The sequence below is a fragment of the Streptosporangium sp. NPDC006930 genome, from assembly GCF_040635605.1.
In the GTDB taxonomy this organism is placed as follows: Bacteria; Actinomycetota; Actinomycetes; order Streptosporangiales; family Streptosporangiaceae; genus Streptosporangium.
This window is the reverse complement of sequence record NZ_JBEYID010000007.1, coordinates 32,328-52,580: the sequence shown is the minus strand read 5'-3', so window position 1 is coordinate 52,580 and position 20,253 is coordinate 32,328. Positions and strand designations below refer to the sequence as shown.

Here is a 20,253-nt window from a genome sequence, read left to right as displayed (position 1 = left end):
TGGCCGGGCCCGGTGGGGCGGGGGCGGTTCGACCTGGAGGGGGATGATCGGGCATCCTTGGGGATGACGCGACTGGCGGCAAAGGGATGGCATCAACCATCGGGGAGCTCGCCGTGGGAGTCGACCGCCTGGGCGCCCACGCCGGGAGGAAGCGCATGTCCCAGCCCGTATCGAACGGTTCCAGCTCCGAGAGCACGTCGTCGGCCCGGTTGCTTCCCGGCGGCCCGGTCGCGGAGCGGATCCTCGCCGACGTGGCCGCGCGGGTGGCCGCTCTGACCGGCAGGGGTGTCACCCCGAGCCTGGCGACGGTCCTGGTCGGTGACGACGACGCCAGCGCCGGATACATCCGCATCAAGCAGCGGCAGGCCGCCGAGCTCGGTTTCGCCTCGCCGCACGAGCACCTGCCCGCGAGCGCCACCCAGGCGGACCTGCACGCGGTCATCACCGCCTTCAACGACGACCCGGCGGTGCACGGGCTGCTCGTGCAGCACCCCGTGCCCAAGCACCTCGACTACGACCGGGCCCTGCAGGTCATGGATCCCGACAAGGACGTCGACGGCATGCACCCGCTCAACATCGGGCGGCTGGCGCTGGAGCTCCCCGGCCCGCTGCCGTGCACGCCCGCCGGGATCGAGGCGCTGCTCGCGCACTACGACATCCCGGTGGCGGGCCGGGAGGTGGTCATCCTCGGGCGCGGGGCCACGCTCGGCCGTCCCCTCTCGATCCTCCTCGCGCAGAAGCGCCCGACGGCGAACGCCGCTGTCACGGTCGTGCACACCGGGGTGAGCGACTGGCCCCGCTACACGCTCCGCGCCGACGTCCTGGTCGCCGCCGCGGGCGTGCCGGGGATCATCCGGCCCGAGCACGTCAAGCCCGGCGCCGTCGTCATCGGCGGCGGGGTGCGTTACGAGGGCAGGCGTCTGCTGCCCGACGTCGACGAGTCCTGCGCCGAGGTGGCCGGGGCGATCACCCCCAGGGTCGGCGGGGTCGGGCCCACCACGGTCGCGATGCTGTTCCGCAACGCGATCACGGCGGCCGAGCGCGCCGTGGGCTCCGCCTCCTCCGAAGGCTGAGGGCACCCGGTAGCCGTCCGGAAGACGCCTGTACCTCCCTGAAACGCCGGTCGCCGTGTCGTCCACCCGGGATCGATCCCCGTACGTGTACTTTCTGCTGCGGAGAGTGATCGACGGGCGTGTCCGCGGGGTGACGCGCACGGTGCGGAGCGGGTGGGGCGGCGGGTTCCTCCCGCTGCCGCGCCGCTCTCCACCGCCGTGATTCGCAGGAAGGAGAGCATCGACGATGCGACGGGGATTCAGGGTGCTGGTGTCGGCGGCGGCGGTCGCGCTCGGTTGCGCGGGATTCGTTCCGGGCGCGGCGGCCTCGGACTCGGAGTCCGCCGCCTGGGGGCCCATCCGCAGTCACCAGAACTGGCGCTGCCTGGACGCCGATCTCGGAACCATCGGCCCGAACGGGACCAAGGTGCAGCTGTGGGGTTGCAACGGCTGGGACAACCAGTCGTGGAGCTACGAGGTCTCCACTCACACGATCCACAGCAAGGAGAACGGGCGCTGCCTGGACGCCGACCTCGGGACCGTCAACGCGAACGGCACCAAGGTGCAGCTGTGGGACTGCAACGGCTGGACCAACCAGAAATGGATCTACGACGCGACGAGCCACACGATCTACAGCATGCACAACGGGCGCTGCCTGGACGCGGACCTGGGGACCGTCAACGCGAACGGGACCAAGGTGCAGCTGTGGGACTGCAACGGCTGGGCCAACCAGAAATGGACGCTCTGACGGCCGCCCGAGGGCGGTGGTACATGCCATGTCCGTCGTTCGCCCGCGCTGAGGCCTGATCCCGGTCGGGGAAGGGGGGCGACTCCCCGTGGCGCCGCCACGAGGGGCCGCCCTCGCCCGGGGGAGGGTTGATGTGCGAGGCGAGGAGTGAGGGAGGCCCGGGGCCGGCCGGAGAGCGGGCCGGCCCCGGGCGGCACGGGGTGGTTACGGCCTGCCCGCGCCGATCGGCGGGGCGGCCGGGTCGGCCGCCGCCGGGGCGGGGGTCCGCGCCGAGCGCAGCGGGATCTCCCTGACCATCAGGACGGCGAGTGAGGCGAGGACGGCGATCGGGACGCCGACCACGAAGACCGCGCTCATCGCCCGGGTGAAGGCCTCCAGGATGATCTCCAGGACGGGCGCGGGGAGGTTGTGGATGGCCTCGGGGGAGCCGAGGCTGGGGACCGCGCCACCGCTCAGCGGCAGGTGCGCCGCCTTCGCGAGGGAGACCAGCTCCGCGGTGAGCCGGTTGGACAGGATCGCGCCGAAGGCCGCGACGCCCACCGCGCCGCCGAGTGAGCGGAAGAACGCCACCCCGGAGGTCGCCGAGGCGAGGTTCGCGCGGGTCACCGCGTTCTGGGCGGCGAGGATCAGGATCTGCATGGAGGCGCCGAGCCCGATGCCGAGGACCGCGTTGTCGATGCCGACGATCACCAGCGAGCTGTCGACGTGCAGGCGCGAGAGCAGGAACAGCCCGAGCGCGACCAGCAGCATGCCCACCACGGGGAAGATCTTCCATCGGCCCGTCCTGGTGACGAACCGGCCGGTGAGGATCGAGGAGGTGAGCAGGCCGAGCACCAGGGGAAGGGTCATCAGGCCCGAGCCCGTGGGGCTCATGCCCTTGACGATCTGCAGATACTGCGGCAGGAACATCAGCGCGCCGAACATCGCCGCGCCGACCAGCAGGGAGGCGACGGAGGTGAGCACGAAGGTGCGGTCGCGGAACAGGTGCGGGGGCAGGATCGGGTCGGCGGCCCTGCGCTCGGCGACGACGGCGAGACCGAACATCACCAGGCTGAGCGCGCCCAGGCCGTAGGTCCACGCGGAGTTCCAGCCGAACTCCTTGCCTCCGAGGGAGAGCAGCAGCATCAGCGCGGTGGTGCCGCCGGTGATGAGGGTCGCGCCCCACCAGTCGACCTTCGTGTCGCGGCGGACGAGCGGCAGCCTCAGCACCCTCTGGATGACGACGAAGGCGACCACGGCGAGCGGCACGCAGATCCAGAAGGTCCAGCGCCAGGACATGTTGTCCACGATGAACCCGCCGAGCAGCGGGCCGGCCACGGTCGAGACACCGAAGACCGCGCCGATGTAGCCGGAGTAGCGTCCGCGCTCGCGGGGCTCGACCACGTCGCCGAGGATGATCTGCGGCAGCGCGGCGAGGCCGCCGGCGCCGATGCCCTGCAGCGCCCTGGCGGCGATGAGCTGGGCCATGTCCTGGGAGAACCCGGCGGCGATGGAGGCCACCACGAAGACGACCAGCGAGACCTGGAACATGAGCTTGCGGCCGTAGAGGTCGGAGAGCTTGCCCCAGATCGGGGTGGAGGCGGTCATGGTGAGCAGGGTCGCGCTGGCGACCCAGGCGAGCTGGTCCTGGCCGCCGAGCGTGCCGACGATCGTCGGCAGCGCGGTGCCCACCACGGACGTCGAGATCATCGACGTCAGCATGGCGAGCATCAGTCCGGCCAGGATCTCCAGCACCTGCCTGTGGGTGAAGGACGGTGCGGCCTCGGCCTGGATCTGTTGTTCGGTCAGCATGAACCGCCCCCAATGTATGTACGGTACATGTGAAGTTAGTAGACGCTTGTTTACTCGTCAAATCTGGAAGGATCCCGTAAGTGGATGAGACACGGCATCGCGACAGGGAGGGCACCAGGCGGCGCATCCTCGACGCCGCCCGACTGCTGTTCGCCGAACTCGGGTACGACCAGGTGACGATGCGGATGATCGCCGCCGAGGCGGACGCCAACATCGCGCTGATCAACCGCTACTTCGGCAGCAAGCGGGACCTGTTCGCCGAGGTGCTCGCGATGCAGGGACGTTTCCCCGGCGTCCTGGAGGGCCCCGAGGAGGAGCTGCCCCGCCGGCTGGCCGAGTACGTCGCCGAACGGCTCCGATCCGACCAGGGGAGCGTGGTACTGGCCGCGCTCATCCGGTCGTCCAGCGCCCCGGAGATCCACGAGATCATCGGCGACCGGGTCAGGACGGCGATCCTGGAACCCCTCTCGGCGCGGCTCCCCGGCCCCGACGCGGCCTTCCGGGCGATGATCGCCACCGCGCTCGTCACCGGCACCGGCACGATGCGCCAGCTCTACGGCCCCGACGCGGCCGGCTCCCCCGACCGCGAGACCGTGATCGCCCGCCTCACCGCCGTCTTCGAGGTCTGCCTCAGGGCATGAGGCGCCGGGCCCTCGCCGTGGGATCATGGTCACATGACCTGGTTGCGCTGCGCCTTCCCCCGCCCCGGGGCGACCACGCGGCTGTTCTGCCTCACGCACGCGGGCGGATCGGCCAACGCCTACCGCGCGTGGTCCGAGCTGCTGCCCCTGTCCGTCGAGCTGCACGCGACGCAGCTGCCCGGCAGGGCCGACCGGTTCGCCGAACCGCTGCCCGACGACATGGACGCGCTCGCCGACGAGGTGACCGGATCGATGCTGCCGCTGCTCGACCGGCGTTTCGCGCTGTTCGGGCACAGCATGGGGGCGACGCTCGCCTACGAGGTCACGCGTCGCCTTGAGGCGAGGGGGATCGCCCCGGCGCGGTTGTTCGTCTCCGGCGCGAGAGCGCCGCACGACCCCCGCGACAGGCCCGCGATCTCGGAGTACGACGACGACGACTTCGTGGCCGAGCTGGCGAAACTCGGCGGCACCGAGGCGGAGGTCCTGTCCCATCGGGCGATGCGCGAGGTCATCCTGCCCTACGTCCGTGCGGACTTCCGGCTGGCCGAGGCCTACCGGCACCGCCCCGGCCCCCCGCTGCACACCCCGATCTCCGTCCTCGTCGGCGACGCCGACCCGGTGGTCACCCCGGCACAGGCCAAGTCGTGGGAGACCCGTACGAGCTCCGGCTTCTCCCTCACGGTCTTCCCCGGCGACCACTTCTACCTGCAGCCGCGGCGCGTGCCGGTGGTCGAGGAGATCACCCGTACGCTCATGGGGTGAGAGGTTGGCCGGTTGTGCCGAAGGACCGGCGCCCCTTGGGCAATGAGTGCCCATGAGGCGAGACGGGCAGGCCGTTAACGTCGGCCTGGTGGGTGAACGAATACTGATCGCGCTCGGCGGCAACGCCATGACCGGGCCCGACGGAGGCGCCTCGCCGGCCGACCAGCACCGCGCGGTCGAGCAGGCGATGCGCCACGTCGTCGCGCTCATCGAGGAGGGCCACCAGGTCACCCTCACCCACGGCAACGGCCCCCAGGTCGGCAACCTGATCCTGAAGAACCAGCTCGCCGCCCACGTCGTGCCCCCGGTGCCGCTCGACTGGTGCGGGGCGCAGACCCAGGCCACCATCGGCACCCTCGTACTCAACGCGCTCGACGGCCGCGCCGCGGTCGTGGTCACCCGTACGCTCGTCGACCCCGGCGATCCCGCCTTCGCGGACCCGGTCAAGCCGATCGGCCGCTACTTCAGCGAGGCCGAGGCACGCCGGTTCGAGGAACTCGGCCAGACCTGGCGCCACTTCGAGCGGGGCTGGCGCCGCGTGGTGGCCTCCCCCGAGCCGCTGGAGATCCTCGACGCGCCCGCGGTGGCCGCGCTGGTGGCCGCGGGCTTCACCGTCGTGGCCGCGGGGGGCGGCGGCGTGCCCGTGACCCGCGACGCGCAGGGGCGGCTCGCCGGGGTCGAGGCCGTGATCGACAAGGACCTCGCCGCCGCGGTGCTCGCCCGGGCCGTCCGGGCGACGGTCCTGATCATCGCGACCGACGTCCCCCGGGCCGTCGTCGGGTTCGGAACGCCCCGGGCCAGGCCCCTGGGTCACATCACCGCGGCCGAGCTGCGCGTACTGCACGCCGCGGGCCATTTCGCCGGGGGCAGTATGGGGCCGAAGGTCGAGGCCGCGCTGCGCTTCGTCGAGCAGGGCGGCGACCGGTCGGTGATCACCTCCCTGGAGGACATGGGCGCGGCGCTCACCGGAGAGACCGGCACCGTGGTGCGAAAGTGAACAGGACGCGATCGAAAGGCGGCAGAGATGCCCGAACCCATTGAAGTGCGCAAGGTGCCCATCGAGAGTGTGACCGACGCCTCCGGGCTGGCCCGGCTCATCGACGACGGGGTGATCGAGGCGCACCGGGTGCTCGCGGTGATCGGCAAGACCGAGGGCAACGGCGGCGTGAACGACTACACCCGCATCCTGGCCGACCGGGCGTTTCGCGAGGTGCTCCAGGCCAAGGGGCACCCGTCCCCAGAAAGCGTGCCCCTGGTGTGGTCGGGCGGCACCGACGGGGTGCTCAGCCCGCACGCCACCGTCTTCGCCACCACCGCGAACGCCGAGCCGAGCGACGAGCCGAGGGTGAGCGTCGGCATCGCGATGAGCGACGTGATCCTGCCCGAGGACATCGGCCGCCCCGCGATGGTGGAGAAGGTCGCAGCCGGAGTCCGCGAGGCGATGAAGCTCGCCGGGATCGACGACCCCGCCGACGTCCACTACGTCCAGACCAAGACCCCGCTGCTCACCCTGTCCACGATCAACGACGCCAAGTCGCGCGGCAAGGACGTGGTGATCGAGGACACCGGCCCGTCGATGGACATCTCCAACTCCACCACCGCCCTCGGCATCGCCGTCGCCCTCGGCGAGATCGAGATGCCCTCCGCCGACCAGATCCACCGCGACCTGTCGCTCTACTCCTCCGTCGCGTCGTGCTCCTCGGGCGTCGAGCTGGACCGCGCCCAGATCGTGGTCGTCGGCAACGTACGGGGGATCGGCGGCCGGTACCGGATCGGCCACTCGGTCATGAAGGACGCGCTGGACGCCGACGGCATCTGGGAGGCGATCCGCTCCAGCGGCATCGAGCTGCCCGAGCGCCCTCACCCGTCCGACCTCGGCGACCGGCTCGTCAACGTCTTCATGAAGTGCGAGGCCGACCCGTCGGGCAGCGTGCGGGGGCGCCGCAACATCATGCTGGACGACTCCGACGTGCACTGGCACCGCCAGATCAAGGCCACCGTCGGCGGTGTCGCGGCGAGCGTCACCGGAGACCCGGCCGTGTTCGTCTCGGTCGCGGCGGTCCACCAGGGCCCCAGCGGCGGCGGCCCGGTGGCCGCCGTCGCCGACCTCGGCTGACAGGCGGCACACGCCCCCGGCGTACCGCCCGGGGACACCTTTACCCCTGGCTGCCCCCGGCGTCCCCGTGCCCCCGGGCTCCCGGACCCCCGTGCCATCGGGGTGCCCCGGCCCGGTGCGCCACTTCGGTGTACGCGTCACGCCCGGGCCAGGGGCGGGCCGGGTGGGGCGATCGTCCCCCCTGGCCCGGCCGAGGGTAGGCTCCCGGTTCGTGCCGAGCATTCCGCGACCCCTGGTCCCCGGCGACGACGGTGCCGCCGACGCCGCCGTGACATCCGCGCTCGCCGCCTTCGCCGAGGGAAAGGCGCAGGCCGGCGAGGTCGTCGCCGCGCTGAGCGGGGCCCGGCTGCTCGTGCCGGTGGTCGCCCTGCTCAAGGAGTCGGAGATCGGCGAGCACGGCCTGCGGCAGGAGAAGGAGAGCGAGATGGCCCTCCCGAAGCTCGTCGGAGCCGACGGCCGCGAGGCGGTGCTCGCCTTCACCGGGACGGAGGCGCTGCGGCGGTGGCGCCCCGACGCCAGGCCCATCCAGGCCACGATCCTTCAGGTCTGCCAGGCCGCGGTGCACGAGGGCAGCGCGGCGGCGGTGGTCGACGTCGCGGGCCCGGTGCCCTTCGTGATCGAGGGCGGCCTCCTGCGGGCGCTCGCCGCGGTCGAGTCGGGCACCCTGGACCAACTGGGGGCCGAGGCCCCCGACGTCACAGTGGCGCGGATGGAAGAGATCGCCGAGCCTCCCAGGCGTCGGCGGTTCGGTTGGCCGCCGCGTGGACGAGGTTGACCGTGAGGATCGCCGGGGCGATCACGGCGACGAACCCCCCGAAGTCGCGCTCGAAGACCAGGGCGAGGATCACCGCCGTCACCCCGTTCTGCTGGGCCAGCCCCAGATGCACCCGGTCGATCATCGGCAGGCCGTGGGTGAGCACCAGCGCGGCGACCATCTGCGCGGCGTACGCGGCCAGCCCGAGTAACACGCCCATCCCCATGTTCGTCCCGCCGACGAGCAGCAGGCCCGTCAGGAACGCCGACAGCGCGAACGCCGCGCTCACCGCCCGGCCCAGCCAGCGCGCGTCGGGCAGGCGCAGGTAGAGCCCGGCGGTCGCTATGCCGAGCATGAGGGAGGTCCAGGCGGCCGAGACGACCGCTCCGGCGGCCGTCAGGTAGGTCAGCACCGGCGGGGCGTTTCTGATCAGCCGCCACAGCAGATAGACCGCGGCCGCGAACAGCACGTTCAACCCCAGGTCGGCGAAGTACGAGGCCGACTGCCCGCTGCCTCCGGAACCGCTCACCAGCGCCGCCGCGTAGACGGCGAGGATGATCGTCACCGGGTCGTCGAAGGAGGACCACGCCCCGAGGATCGTCTTCGCCCGGTTCGACAGACGGCTGTCCCGCATCACGCCGGCGACCGAGAGCGGGTCGATCTGGGCGACCACCACCGCCATGATCAGAGCCCGGGGGTCGCCGGAGACGAGGTAGACGACCCCGGCGATGAACGCGGTCTTGAGCAGCACCCCGACGGTGACCGCGAGCACGATCAGCCGCGAGTGCTCCCTCGCCTCGGCGCGGTCGATCCCGTGTGTGCTGCCGTACAGGCCGATCGCGAGCAACAGGCTGCTGAGCAGCACGTACGCGCTGGAGTGTTCCAGATCACGCAGGCCGCCCAGGTCGGCGGCGAGCCAGCCGAAGCCGACGACGACGATCAGGAGCCCGATTCGGGCCAACGTTCGCTCCTTGGGATGGATCGCAGGTGCCCCTGGGGTTTCGGGGCGCGTTCTCGCTGGTTGATCGGGGGCAGGGTGAAGTGCCCGCGGATGGTGTCCACGAGCCTGGCCATCTTGTCGTCGGCGATGTCGACCTTGCGCTGGTCCAGGGTCACCCCGATGAGATAGCGGGTCTCGTCGACCCAGTAGAAGAACATGGCCCCGCGCTCCACGTCGAGGACCGTGCGGATGAGGACGCCGCCCTCCAGCCTGCGCAGCTGCTGGTTGAGCCGCTGGGTGAGCCAGTTGAGCTGGTTGCCCGCCCTGAGATAGATCTTCCTGCGCTCCTCCTGGTCGGTCTCGTGGAAGAAGTGGGCCAGGTCGCCGTCCTCCAGCACGTCGGTGTAGAAGCGGCACCTCTGGTCGCCGAAGTAGGCCACGAAGTGCAGGTCGTCCTGGTCGACCATGGACACGCAGCTGGCCAGCGCCTTCTCCACCGAGGGGCCGATGTCCGGCATGGTGCGGATCAGGATCTCCGACTCGCCGATCACCCTGCGCTTGGTGGCGGTGGGCAGCGGGCCCATCCCGGCCTCCAGGTAGGGGAGGTAGAGGCCCCGGCGATACTGGACGAGCAGGTAGAGGCCGGTGGCCACGGCGAACGCGCTCACCCCTGCGGTCACCAGCCCGTGCAGCTCGCCGGGTACGCCGCCCCGCCAGAGCACGGGACCGAACGCCGCCACGAACCCCAGCACCGCCTCGCCCGCCGCGGTGACCGTGAGCGCGACCACCATCAGCACCGGCAGCCGCGCCCTGATCCGGCCGAGCACGGTGGCGATGAGGGCGAGCGCCACGATCACCGTGATCACTGTGGCCGCGCGGGCCACGTCGTACTCCTCGCCCTCGATGTACCACGCGAGGAGTTCGAGCAGCACGGGCAGCAGAACGAGTGACGCGATGACCGCGGGCAGCTTGCTGAAGCGATCCGTGTCCACGCGTTCCTGACCTCCGGGGGGTAGGGATGCCTACAGCCTCCGTGATCATCGCCGTCATCGTCAATGACCTCCGAGGTCACTTCGGCCCTTCGGCGTGGACGGGGCTCGGCGTGCGGGGCGGCCACCGGATGCGCGCCACTTGGGGCTCTTTCTGCGGAGATGGAGATCGGTGCGAGGCGGCCACCGAACGCGGGTCTTCTCGGCCCTCTGGTGGGGGTGGGGTTCGGCGTGCGGGGAGGCCACCGGGGCCCTTCGGCGGGGACGGAGGTCGGTGCGCGGCGCGGTCACCGGGTGCGGGCCGTTTCGGCACATCCGGCGTGGGAGGGGGAGGGGAGGAGTGCCCGGATCCCCGGCGCGGGGAGAGGGGCGCCGATTATGGTCGGCTTCATGAGTCCCCCGGTGACCCTTCTGTCCCTCTCCGCGACGGCGGTCCCGGCGGCTCTGGCCGGGCTCGCGATCGGGCTCGGGACGCGGCGCCTGGTGACCCGCTTCTCAGGGGCCGAGTTCTCAGGGACCGAGGGGGAGCGGCGGGGCACCCGGCCCGCGGCCGGGGCGGTGGAGGGGGTCACCGCGGCGGTGCTGGCCGCCCTCGCGCTGCGGGCCCTGTGGCCGGACGCGGCGGGAGCGGCCGTCTGGCCGGGAGTGCCGGAAGGGGTGGAGACCACGCCGGTCGGGAGGGGGGCGGAACTGCTCGCCTTCGGCTGGCTCGCGGTGGTCGCCGTCGTCCTGTCCTTCGTCGACGCCGCCGTTCACCGGCTGCCCGACAGGCTCACCCTCGCCGCCTACCTGGGGACCGTCGCCCCGCTCGCCGTCTCGGCCCTCGCCGACGGCCGCCCCGGGGACCTGCTCGGCGCCGGGCTGGGCGGCCTCGCTCTGGCGGGCTTCTACCTGGTGCTGTTCCTGGTCAACCCGGCGGGCATGGGGTTCGGCGACGTCAAGTTCGCGGCGAGCCTGGGCACGGCCCTCGGCTGGCTGGGCTGGAACACCCTGGTCACCGGGGCCTTCCTCGGCCTCCTGGCCGGAGGGCTCTACGGGGCCGCCCTGATGGCCCTGCGCCGCGCGGGCCGCAAAAGCGAGATCCCCTTCGGTCCCTTCATGGCCGTCGGCACGCTCGCCGCCGTCCTCACCGCCCTTTGACCGAACCCGTCCTCGTGACCGCCCCCTGGACGGTTTTTCCCCGGACGGCTGTTCCCTGGACGGTGTGTTCTGTGAACTCCCTGGACGGTCCGTCCTGTGAACGGTTCGCCTCCTGGGCGGTCCGCCCCTTGGACCCGTTCGTTCCACGAACGGTATGTGCCTCCGGATCACCCGTCTCCGGTTCGACGATCACCCGCGGATGTCTCAACCGGTGAACAAAGGCCATTCCAGTGGGCGGCACGTGGAAGACTTGTCACCATGTTGCGCTGGTTGACCGCAGGGGAGTCCCACGGCCCCGAGCTCGTCGCGATCCTGGAAGGACTGCCCGCCGGGGTGGAGGTGACCACGGCACAGCTGGACGAGGCGCTGCGCCGTCGCCGCCTCGGCTACGGGCGCGGGGCGCGGATGAAGTTCGAGCAGGATGTCGTGTCCATCGTGGGCGGAGTCCGCCACGGCCGGACGCTCGGCAGTCCCGTCGCCATCCGGGTTGGCAACACCGAGTGGCCCAAGTGGGAGACGGTGATGGCCGCCGACCCCGTCGACCCGGCCGTGCTGGAGGGCCAGGCGCGCAACGCGCCGCGTTCTCGCCCCCGTCCCGGCCACGCCGACCTCGCCGGGATGCAGAAGTACGGCTTCGACGACGCCCGCCCGGTCCTCGACCGGGCCAGCGCCCGCGAGACCGCCGCCCGCGTCGCGCTCGGACAGGTGGCGCGGAGCTTCCTCAAGCAGGCCCTCGGCGTCGAGATCGTCAGCCACGTCGTCTCGATCGGCGGGGCCGCCACCACCCCGGGCGTCGTCCCCGGCCCCGGCGACCTGGAGGCGATCGACGCCGACCCGGTGCGCTGCGCCGACCCCGCGGGCAGCGCGGCCATGGTCGCCGAGATCGACAGGGCGCACAAGGACGGCGACACCCTCGGCGGCGTCGTCGAGGTGATCGCCTACGGCCTGCCGCCGGGCCTGGGCAGCTACACCCACTGGGACCGCCGCCTCGACGCCCGCCTCGCCGCCGGCCTGATGGGCATCCAGGCGATCAAGGGCGTCGGCGTCGGCGACGGGTTCGAGACGGCCCGCCGCCCCGGCTCCCTGGCCCACGACGAGATCGAGAACACCGCCGACGGCGTACGCCGGATGACCAACCGGGCCGGCGGCGTCGAGGGCGGCATGACCAACGGCGAGCCGCTGCGCGTCAGCGCGGCGATGAAGCCGATCTCCACCGTCCCCCGGGCGCTCGCCACCATCGACGTGCTGACCGGCGAGGCCGCCAAGGCCCACCACGAGCGCTCCGACGTGTGCGCGGTCCCGGCGGCCGCGATCGTCGCCGAGGCGATGGTCGCGCTGATCCTGGCCGACGCCGCGATCGAGAAGTTCGGCGGCGACTCCGTCGAAGAGGTCGCCCGCAACCTGTCCGGCTACCTCTCCTCGTTGGTGATCAAGTGAGCGGGCGTCCCGGCGAGGGCGCTCTCGGTGCCCCGATGGGCGGGCCGGCGTCGAAGGAGATCGCATGAGTCCCCGAGCAGTGCTGATCGGTCCTCCCGGATCGGGCAAGTCGACCGTCGGGCAGCTCCTCGCCGAACGGCTCGGGGTCGCCTTCCGCGACACCGACGCCGACGTGGAGCAGGTGGCGGGCAAGCCGGTGAGCGACATCTTCGTCGAGGACGGCGAGGAGGTCTTCCGCGAGCTGGAGGCCGACGCCGTACGGCGGGCGCTGGCCGAGCACGACGGGGTGCTCTCCCTGGGCGGCGGCGCGATCCTCGCCGAGGCCACCCGCGCGTTGCTGGCCGGACAGCCGGTGGTCTACCTGGAGGTCGGGCTCTCCAACGCCGTCCAGCGGGTGGGCCTGGGCTCGGCGCGACCGCTGCTCGTGCTGAACCCGCGCAGTCAGCTGAAGAAGCTGATGGACGCCCGTCGCCCCGTCTACGAGGAGCTCGCCACGATCGTGGTGGCGACCGACGAGCGCGAACCCGGCCAGATCGTCGACCAGATCGTGGAGGACCTGAAGCCGTGACGATCTCCAGGATCGGTGTGCCCGGCGAGAGCCCGTACGAGGTGGTGGTCGGCACCGGGGTGCTCGGCGAGCTGCCCGGCCTGCTGGGGGCGGGGGTGAGCACCGTCGCCGTGATCCACCCGGAGAGCCTGCCGGAGATCGCCCGTCCCGTCTGCGGCGCGATCGAGGCGGCCGGGTACGAGGTCGTCGCGCTGCCGGTGCCCGACGCCGAGCGCGCGAAGACGGTCGAGGTGGTCGCGGAGCTGTGGTCGGCCTTCGGCCGCGCGGGCGTCACCCGCTCGGACGCCGTGGTCGGCGTCGGCGGGGGAGCCACCACCGACCTGGCGGGGTTCGCCGCCGCCACCTGGCTGCGTGGCGTCAAGGTCGTGCAGGTGCCGACCACCCTGCTCGGCATGGTCGACGCGGCGGTGGGCGGCAAGACCGGCATCAACACCCCCGAGGGCAAGAACCTGGTCGGATCCTTCCACCCGCCGACCGGGGTGCTGTGCGACCTGGCGACGCTGGTCTCGGTGCCCCGCGACGACTACGTGGGCGGCCTGGCGGAGATCATCAAGGGTGGTTTCATCGCCGACCCCCGGATCCTTGAGCTCATCGAGGACGACCCGGACGGCGCCAGGCTCCCCGAGGGCCGCAACACCCGCGAGCTGATCGAACGGAAGATCCGGATCAAGGCCGAGGTCGTCGGAGCCGACCTGCGCGAGAGCGGCCTGCGGGAGATCCTCAACTACGGCCACACGCTGGCGCACGCGATCGAGCGCGTCGAGGAATACCGGATGCGCCACGGCGAGGCCGTCGCGATCGGCATGGTCTACGCGGCCGAGCTGTCCCGCCTGGACGGCAGGATCGGCGCCGACGTCGTGGAGCGGACCAGGTCCATTCTCACCTCGGTCGGGCTGCCCACCGCCTACCGCCGAGAGGCCTGGCCCGAACTGCGCGACCACATGCGCCTCGACAAGAAGAGCCGCGGAGCCAAGTTGCGCTTCGTCCTCCTGGACGACCTGGCGAAGGTGTCCCCGCTGGTCGACCCGCCGGAGGAGCTTCTGGAGGCCGCCTACCACGAGATCGCCCGGTGAGTCTGCTGAGTGACGTCGGCCGCCGCGGCAGGCGCGCGGCCATCAAGGAGCGGTGAGTGACCCGATGAGACCCGTCTACGTGCTCAACGGCCCCAACCTGGGGCGGCTCGGCACCCGCGAGCCGGATGTCTACGGCGCGGAGACCTTCGCCGACCTGGCCGCCCTCTGCCGGGACACCGGCAGGGAGCTCGGCCTGTCGGTCGACGTCCGGCAGACCGACGACGAGGCCGAGATGCTGGGCTGGCTGCACGAGGCGGCCGACCGCAGGATCCCCGTGGTGCTGAACCCCGCCGCGTTCACCCACTACTCCTACGCGCTGCGCGACGCCATCGCCCAGCGCACCGCGCCCCTGGTCGAGGTGCACATCAGCAACCCGGCCGCCCGCGAGGAGTTCCGGCACAACTCGGTGGTCGCCGCCGTGGCGACCGGCACCATCGCGGGCTTCGGCCTGAGGTCGTACGTGCTGGCGTTGCAGGCCATCGCCGAGACCGCCACCTGATCCCGGGCCGGGAAGGGGCCTCGGCCCCTTCCCGCGCGGCCCGGCGGCCGGTGGCCTCAGGAGGAGCTGAGGCGCTTGAGGGCGCTGCGGACCTTCGCCGGATCGTTGGTGGGCCAGAAGGGCGGCAGGGAGTCGCGCAGGAACCCGGCGTAGCGTGCCGTCGCGAGCCGGGGGTCGAGCACCGCGACGACGCCCTTGTCATGCTGGCTGCGCAGCAGGCGGCCCGCTCCCTGGGCCAGCAGCAGCGCGGCGTGGGTGGCGGCGACGGACATGAACCCGTTACCGCCCTTGGCCGCGACGTGGCGCTGGCGGGCGGAGCTGAGCGGGTCGTCGGGGCGGGGGAAGGGGATGCGGTCGATGATGACCAGGCGCAGCGACGGGCCGGGGACGTCGACCCCCTGCCAGAGCGACAGCGTGCCGAACAGGCAGGTCGGCTCGTCCTCCGCGAACTGCTTGACCAGCAGCATCGTGGAGTCGTCACCCTGGCAGAGCAGCGGCACGCTCAGCCGGTCGCGCAGGGCCTCGGTGGCCGCCTTGGCGGCGCGCATCGAGGAGAACAGGCCGAGGGTGCGGCCTCCCGCCGCCTCGATCAGCTCGGTGATCTCCTCGAGGTATGCCTCGGGCAGGCCGTCGCGCCCCGGCTGGGGCAGGTGCTTGGCGACGTAGAGGATGCCGCTGCGCGGGTGGTCGAAGGGGGAACCGACGTCGATGCCGGTCCAACCGGCTCCGCTCCTGTCTCGCTTCTTCCGCTTCTTGTCTCCGCCCTCCCCGTCCTCCCGCGTCTCCTCCACGGGTTCCACGGCGTTCTTCCCGCCGCCCAGGCCCCACTGGCGGGCCAGGCCGTCGAAGGCGCCGCCCAGGGCGAGCGTGGCGGAGGTCAGGATGACCGTACGGTCGCCGAAGAGCTTGTCGCGCAGCATGCCCGCCACCGTCAGCGGCGCCACCCGCAGCAGGGGAGGGCGCCGGTCGGTGCCCGCCTCCAGCCAGACCACCTCGGCCCGGTCGATCTCCTCGGCGTGGCCGAAGGCGTCGAGCATGCGCTGCGCGGTGTCGTGGACCTCGTCCAGCGAGGTGAAGGCCGCCCTGCGCAGCCCCGCGCCCTCCGGGTCGTCCTTGTCGCCACTCCGCGGGCCGAGGGCGGTGATGCACGCCCACGCCGCGTCTCGGATCAGGGCGAGCGTCATCCCGAGCACCTGGGGGAGCTCGTCGAGGCGCCCGGCGGGGGCCTCGGCGAGCAGGGCCTTGAGGTCCTCGCCGGCCTCCATGAGCCGGTCGGCGAGGTGCTGCTCGATGAGCTTGCCGACCCGCCGCGCGGCCACCGTGATCATGGTCTCCGACAGCTCGCCGCTCACCACCGAGGTGACGCGGTCGACCAGCTCGTGGGCCTCGTCGACCACGACCACCTCGTGCTCGGGCAGGAGCGGGAAGTCCTCCATCGCGTCGATCGCGAGCAGCGCGTGGTTGGTCACGACCACGTCGGACTCACCGGCGCGGGCGCGGGCCAGCTCGGCGAAGCACTCCATGCCGCTCGGGCAGCGCGTCGCCCCCAGGCACTCCCTGGCGCTGACCGAGAACTGGCGCCAGGCCTGCTCGTTGACGCCGGGGACGAGCTCGTCGCGGTCGCCGGTCTCGGTCTCGTTCGCCCACTCCTGGATGCGCTGGACCATCCGGCCCGTCGCGTTGACCTCCCGGGGGTCGAAGAGCTGGTCCTGCTCCTCGTCCGGCCATCCCGCGCTCGCCTTGTAACGGCACAGGTAGTTGCGGCGGCCCTTGAGGATCGCGAACGCGGGCTCGTGCGGCAGCTGCGGGGCGAGGGCCTTGGCGAGGCGGGGCAGGTCGCGGTCGACGAGCTGGCGCTGGAGCGCGATGGTGGCGGTGGAGACGACCACGGCGCCCTTGGAGGTCATCGCGTGCCTGATCGAGGGGATCAGGTAGGCGAGTGACTTGCCGGTGCCCGTGCCGGCCTGGACGGCGAGGTGGTCGCCCGACTCGATCGCGTGCTGCACCGCCCTCACCATCGTGATCTGACCGGGGCGCTCGACCCCGCCGACCGCCTCGACGGCGGTGCTCAGCAAATCCTCAACCGGGGGAATATCCACCTTTGAGGAGACGTCTTCGGATGGGGCGATGGAGTCGGTCGGCACGACAGCCAACCGTACCCGTTCGCCCCGACAGCCGCGGCTGCTCCGGCGAGTCGCGGCGTGGACGCATACCCGTATTCCGGAACCCGAGGTTCACGTCACATGGCAAACTGGCTGGATCACCCGGCTCATCAATCCTCGTAAGGTCAAGGGAAGGTCTATCGTTCTGGTGCCGCTGAGGCGGAAGATGGGGACGTAAAGACCGGTTCGGTAGGGTTTCCCGAGGTCGAGTGGACGAATAAAGGCTGGTTAAAGCACTATGTCCTCCATGTCGGAAGTTGTCCCGTTGCCGTCGTTCGGCGAGGTGTTCTTTGACGAGCGTGGCCAGGAGCGGGTGCTCCGGGTCACCTGGCACGAAGGCACGCTGGTGCTGAGCCTGTGGCGCGGCGAGATGTGCACCGCGAGTTTCCGCATGCCCATGAGCGATGTGGGACGCCTGGTCGACACCCTTGACGAGGGTTTCGTCGAGGCCGGTGGTCAGTACCCCGACGAGGTGGGCGAGCCCGTTCACGCCGAGCAGCCCCCACAGGACGCCCCGCCGCCCTACGGCGAGTATCCCGGCACCGGTCAGTACGCCCGGCCCCGCCCGGAGGACTACGCCCAGGCGCAGCAGTACTCCGACCCGGCGGGTCACGCCCCCTCGCCGCTGGACGAACCCCGCCAGGCGGCCACCCTCGGTCCGAACGACGTGCTCGTCGCGCGAGGCGCGGTGCCGCCGCCCCCTCTCGACCGGCCCGATCGGTCCGACCGGCCTCAGGACCGGATGCCCCAGGGGTACGGCTCCCCGGACGTCGTGCCGCGCGAGAACATGATCGTGAACGACTCCCTGCCCTACGGGCAGCCGCAGCAGGTCGAGCCGCTCGGCTCGGGGCCCGCCACCGGCGAGGCCGCCTACCAGTTGCCCGGCGACCGCTACCCGCCCGCGCCGCCCGTCCCGTACGGTGCCCAGCAGCCGGACCCCTACGGCGCGCCGCCCGCCCAGCCCGACCCGTACGGCGCGCCGCCCGCCCAGCCCGACCCGTACGGCGCGCCGCCCGCCCAGCCGGATCCCTACGGCGCCTCGCCCGCGCCGGACCCTTACGCTCCGCCCGTGCAGCAGGCCGCCTACGGCGCCGCCCAGCCCGACCCCTACGGCGCCCAGCGGCCCGATCCGTACGGCGTGCCGCCCCAGTCCCCGCCCCAGCCCGTCGACCCGTTCGCGGCCCCGGCGGGCCGCAGGAAGCCGGCCACCTCGTTCACGCCGCGCCTCGACCAGTTCGCCGGGCAGTTCGCCGAGTCCGCCCAGCGGGCGGAGCCCGACCCCTACGGGCAGGGACAGCAGAACTCGACCGACCCCTTCGGGTTCGCCGCCCAGCAGCAGGCCGCCTACGGCGCCTCCCAGGGCGACCAGTACGGCGGCGGCTACCCGGCCCCCGCACAGCCCGATCCCTACGCCTTCGGCGCCCCGCAGCACCAGGCCGGTCATCCCGCCGACCTGCGCGACCTGTACGGCGCGCCGCCCGCGTACGCCCAGCAGGACGTCGACCCGTCCGATCCGCTGGGCCTGCGAGGTCAGGCCGCGCCCGACCAGAGACTGCCCCGCCCCTACGTCCAGGATCCGCCGCCGCACTCCACCGGCGAGCGGCTCCGCCCCGAGCAGCGCTACGACGAGCGGTACGACGATCACCGCCGGGACGAGCGCCAGTACGACGACAGGCGCCGCGAGGGCCGGCGCCGCAGCGACCGGGACGAGCAGCGCGACTGGTGACCTCTCCCCGGGACGTGGCACCCGTGTCCCGCCGTGTCCCGCCGTGAGGTCTGAGTCGTCCCGTCCCCGCGTCCACTCCGCCGCGCCCCGTCGCGGGTTTCGAGTCCGGGCGGACAGCGTGTGGCGTCCGCCGGGCGCGGCTCGCGCCGTATGGTTGTCTCGGCCGCAGGGGAGGGCGGTTCGCGAGGCGTGCCGGGGCACCTAGGCCGCTCAGCGGCTGCCCGGTGGCTGCCCGGTGGCCGATCGGTCCCTACCTGACGGGGTGGCGTGGAAGAGTCGACGGTGCTGCAGATGCTGGCGGTGTCGGCCGTCGGGATCGCGGTGGCCGCGGTGGCCAGGCGCAGGGGATGGCCGGCGCCGCTGCTGCTCGTGCTCGCCGGTGTGGTGCTGTCGCCGTTCGTGCCCGAGTACGATCTCGACCCCCAGCTGGTCCTGCTGGTCTTCCTGCCCCCGCTGCTCTACTCGGCGGCGATCGACAGCTCCTACCTGAGGCTGAAGGACCTGCGCAGGCCGATCGCGCTGCTCTCGGTCGGCCTGGTGCTGTTCACCACGCTGGTCGTCGGATGGGTCACCCATCTGCTCCTGCCCCAGCTGCCGGTGGCCGCCGCGTTCGCGCTGGGCGCGATCGTGGCCCCGCCCGACGCGGTCGCCGCCGTCGCCGTGGCCCGCAGGCTCGGGCTGCCCCGCAAGGTGGTCACCATCCTGGTGGGGGAGAGCCTGTTCAACGACGCCACCGCGCTCACCGCCTACCGGGTGGCGATCGCGGCGGCGGTCGGGCACGGCATCACCTGGCAGGACGCCGCCCTGGACTTCGTGCGTTCCGCGGTGGGCGGCGTGGCGATGGGTCTCGCGCTCGCCTGGGTCCTGGCCTGGGTGCTGGTCCGGCTGCGTGACGCGCTCGTCGAGAACACCGTCATGCTGCTCATCCCGTTCGCCGTCTACCTCGCGGCCGAGATCCTGAACGTCTCCGGCGTGATCGTCGTGGTGATCGTCGGCCTCTACATCGGCCACCGCATGCCCAGGGCGGGCTTCGGCACCCGGTTGCTCTCGGAAGCGGTCTGGCGGGTCTTCGGCTTCTTCCTGGAGACGATCGTCTTCGCGCTGATCGGCCTGCAGATGTGGCCGATCATGAAAGAGCTGGAGTGGGGCGAAGGGTGGAGGCTCGCCGGGATGGCGCTCGCCGTCTTCGGCGCCGCGGTGGTCGCGAGGGTGGTCTGGGTCGTGCCCAGCATCTACCTGCCCCGGATGCTGTCCAAGAAGGTCCGCCAGGCCGAGACCCACGCGCCGACCTGGCAGAACGTGACGATCGTGAGCTGGGCGGGCATGCGCGGGGTGGTCTCCCTGGCCGCGGCCTTCGCCATACCCGCGACCTTCCCCGGCCGCGACCTGCTCCTGTTCCTCACCTTCTCCGTGGTGATCGGCACGCTCCTGGTCCAGGGCCTGACGTTCCCGGCGCTGATCCGCAGGCTGAAGGTCTCCAACGAGCGGGAGATCTACGCCGACAACCTGGCGGAGGCGGCCGCGCAGCAGGCGGCCGCCACGGCCGCGCTGGCCCGGCTGGACGAGCTGGTGGCCGAGGGCGTCGACGAGCTCCATGCGGAGGTCGTCGACCAGCTGAGAACCCGCGCCGAGCGCCGTACCCTCACCGCCTGGGAGCGCCTGGGCGGCGGTACGGGACCCGAGGGGGAGGAGACGCCGAGCGGCGTCTACCGGCGGCTCCGCAGGGAGATGCTGATGGTCGAGCGCGAGGTGTTCGTACGTCTCCGCGACGAGCGGCGCATCGACGACGAGGTGCTCCGCAGGGTCCTCCACGAGATCGACTTCGAAGAGGCCACCCTGGAGCGTGACTAGCCCG

The 20,253-nt window shown here is 72.2% G+C and carries 17 protein-coding genes and 1 pseudogene; 14 read left to right on the top strand and 4 right to left on the bottom strand.

Going from position 1 to position 20,253, the window contains the following annotated elements:
- Nucleotides 1-155 precede the first annotated feature (155 nt).
- Together ABZ664_RS14475 and ABZ664_RS14470 are read left to right on the top strand one after the other, a co-directional pair.
- Nucleotides 156-1,073, top strand: coding sequence for a tetrahydrofolate dehydrogenase/cyclohydrolase catalytic domain-containing protein (locus tag ABZ664_RS14475; RefSeq protein WP_362508437.1), 918 nt, complete (start codon nucleotides 156-158; stop codon nucleotides 1,071-1,073).
- Nucleotides 1,074-1,299: 226 nt separating this feature from the next.
- A complete protein-coding gene (locus ABZ664_RS14470; protein WP_362508434.1) occupies nucleotides 1,300-1,800 on the top strand; it encodes an RICIN domain-containing protein in 501 nt (166 codons plus the stop codon).
- Between the two features lie 204 nt (nucleotides 1,801-2,004).
- Here the strand turns inward: ABZ664_RS14470 and ABZ664_RS14465 are convergent, their stop codons facing one another.
- On the bottom strand, nucleotides 2,005-3,591 hold the full coding sequence (locus ABZ664_RS14465; protein WP_362508431.1) for an MDR family MFS transporter: 1,587 nt from the start codon (nucleotides 3,589-3,591) through the stop codon (nucleotides 2,005-2,007).
- 80 nt (nucleotides 3,592-3,671) lie between these two features.
- Here ABZ664_RS14465 and ABZ664_RS14460 point away from each other — a divergent pair, with 80 nt between their 5' ends.
- The 5 genes from ABZ664_RS14460 to ABZ664_RS14440 all read left to right on the top strand — a co-directional run bounded on the left by ABZ664_RS14460 (nucleotide 3,672) and on the right by ABZ664_RS14440 (nucleotide 7,885).
- On the top strand, nucleotides 3,672-4,232 hold the full coding sequence (locus tag ABZ664_RS14460; RefSeq protein ID WP_362508428.1) for a TetR family transcriptional regulator: 561 nt from the start codon (nucleotides 3,672-3,674) through the stop codon (nucleotides 4,230-4,232).
- A gap of 33 nt (nucleotides 4,233-4,265) precedes the next feature.
- Entirely contained in the window at nucleotides 4,266-4,994 is a 729-nt protein-coding gene (locus tag ABZ664_RS14455; RefSeq protein WP_362508425.1) for an alpha/beta fold hydrolase, read from the top strand.
- 88 nt (nucleotides 4,995-5,082) lie between these two features.
- Nucleotides 5,083-5,991, top strand: coding sequence for a carbamate kinase (gene arcC, locus ABZ664_RS14450; protein ID WP_362508422.1), 909 nt, complete (start codon nucleotides 5,083-5,085; stop codon nucleotides 5,989-5,991).
- Nucleotides 5,992-6,018: 27 nt separating this feature from the next.
- Entirely contained in the window at nucleotides 6,019-7,110 is a 1,092-nt protein-coding gene (locus ABZ664_RS14445; RefSeq protein WP_362508419.1) for a ring-opening amidohydrolase, read from the top strand.
- A 211-nt stretch (nucleotides 7,111-7,321) separates the two neighbouring features.
- Nucleotides 7,322-7,885 (top strand): SseB family protein, encoded by a 564-nt coding sequence (locus ABZ664_RS14440; protein ID WP_362508416.1) that lies wholly within the window; start codon nucleotides 7,322-7,324, stop codon nucleotides 7,883-7,885.
- Here the strand turns inward: ABZ664_RS14440 and ABZ664_RS14435 are convergent.
- Together ABZ664_RS14435 and ABZ664_RS14430 are read right to left on the bottom strand one after the other, a co-directional pair.
- Entirely contained in the window at nucleotides 7,806-8,825 is a 1,020-nt protein-coding gene (locus ABZ664_RS14435; protein WP_362508414.1) for a cation:proton antiporter, read from the bottom strand. The genes ABZ664_RS14440 and ABZ664_RS14435 overlap by 80 nt on opposite strands.
- Nucleotides 8,804-9,796 carry a hypothetical protein gene (locus ABZ664_RS14430; protein WP_362508411.1) on the bottom strand — a complete coding sequence of 331 codons (993 nt, stop codon included), beginning with the start codon at nucleotides 9,794-9,796 and terminating at the stop codon, nucleotides 8,804-8,806. Before ABZ664_RS14430 ends, ABZ664_RS14435 begins: the two co-directional genes overlap by 22 nt.
- A 387-nt stretch (nucleotides 9,797-10,183) precedes the next feature.
- On the opposite strand from ABZ664_RS14430, the gene ABZ664_RS14425 reads away from it, so the two are divergent.
- The 5 genes from ABZ664_RS14425 (at nucleotide 10,184) to aroQ (ending at nucleotide 14,510) form a co-directional block, all read left to right on the top strand.
- A complete protein-coding gene (locus ABZ664_RS14425) occupies nucleotides 10,184-10,933 on the top strand; it encodes an A24 family peptidase (protein WP_362508408.1) in 750 nt (249 codons plus the stop codon).
- Nucleotides 10,934-11,191: 258 nt separating this feature from the next.
- Entirely contained in the window at nucleotides 11,192-12,370 is a 1,179-nt protein-coding gene (gene aroC, locus ABZ664_RS14420) for a chorismate synthase (RefSeq protein ID WP_362508405.1), read from the top strand.
- A 64-nt stretch (nucleotides 12,371-12,434) separates the two neighbouring features.
- A complete protein-coding gene (locus tag ABZ664_RS14415; RefSeq protein ID WP_362508402.1) occupies nucleotides 12,435-12,938 on the top strand; it encodes a shikimate kinase in 504 nt (167 codons plus the stop codon).
- Nucleotides 12,935-14,011, top strand: coding sequence for a 3-dehydroquinate synthase (gene aroB / locus ABZ664_RS14410; protein WP_362508399.1), 1,077 nt, complete (start codon nucleotides 12,935-12,937; stop codon nucleotides 14,009-14,011). Before ABZ664_RS14415 ends, aroB begins: the two co-directional genes overlap by 4 nt.
- Nucleotides 14,012-14,075: 64 nt before the next feature.
- Nucleotides 14,076-14,510 (top strand): type II 3-dehydroquinate dehydratase, encoded by a 435-nt coding sequence (gene aroQ, locus ABZ664_RS14405; RefSeq protein WP_362509219.1) that lies wholly within the window; start codon nucleotides 14,076-14,078, stop codon nucleotides 14,508-14,510.
- 59 nt (nucleotides 14,511-14,569) lie between these two features.
- On the opposite strand, the pseudogene ABZ664_RS14400 reads toward aroQ, so the two are convergent.
- Nucleotides 14,570-16,654, bottom strand: a pseudogene (locus tag ABZ664_RS14400) (ATP-dependent DNA helicase); the annotation flags it as partial.
- Between the two features lie 265 nt (nucleotides 16,655-16,919).
- Between ABZ664_RS14400 and ABZ664_RS14395 the strand changes: the two are divergent.
- Together ABZ664_RS14395 and ABZ664_RS14390 are read left to right on the top strand one after the other, a co-directional pair.
- On the top strand, nucleotides 16,920-18,398 hold the full coding sequence (locus ABZ664_RS14395; RefSeq protein WP_362508396.1) for a hypothetical protein: 1,479 nt from the start codon (nucleotides 16,920-16,922) through the stop codon (nucleotides 18,396-18,398).
- 267 nt (nucleotides 18,399-18,665) lie between these two features.
- Nucleotides 18,666-20,249, top strand: a complete 1,584-nt coding sequence (locus ABZ664_RS14390; protein ID WP_362508393.1) for a Na+/H+ antiporter — start codon at nucleotides 18,666-18,668, stop codon at nucleotides 20,247-20,249.
- Nucleotides 20,250-20,253: the final 4 nt, after the last annotated feature.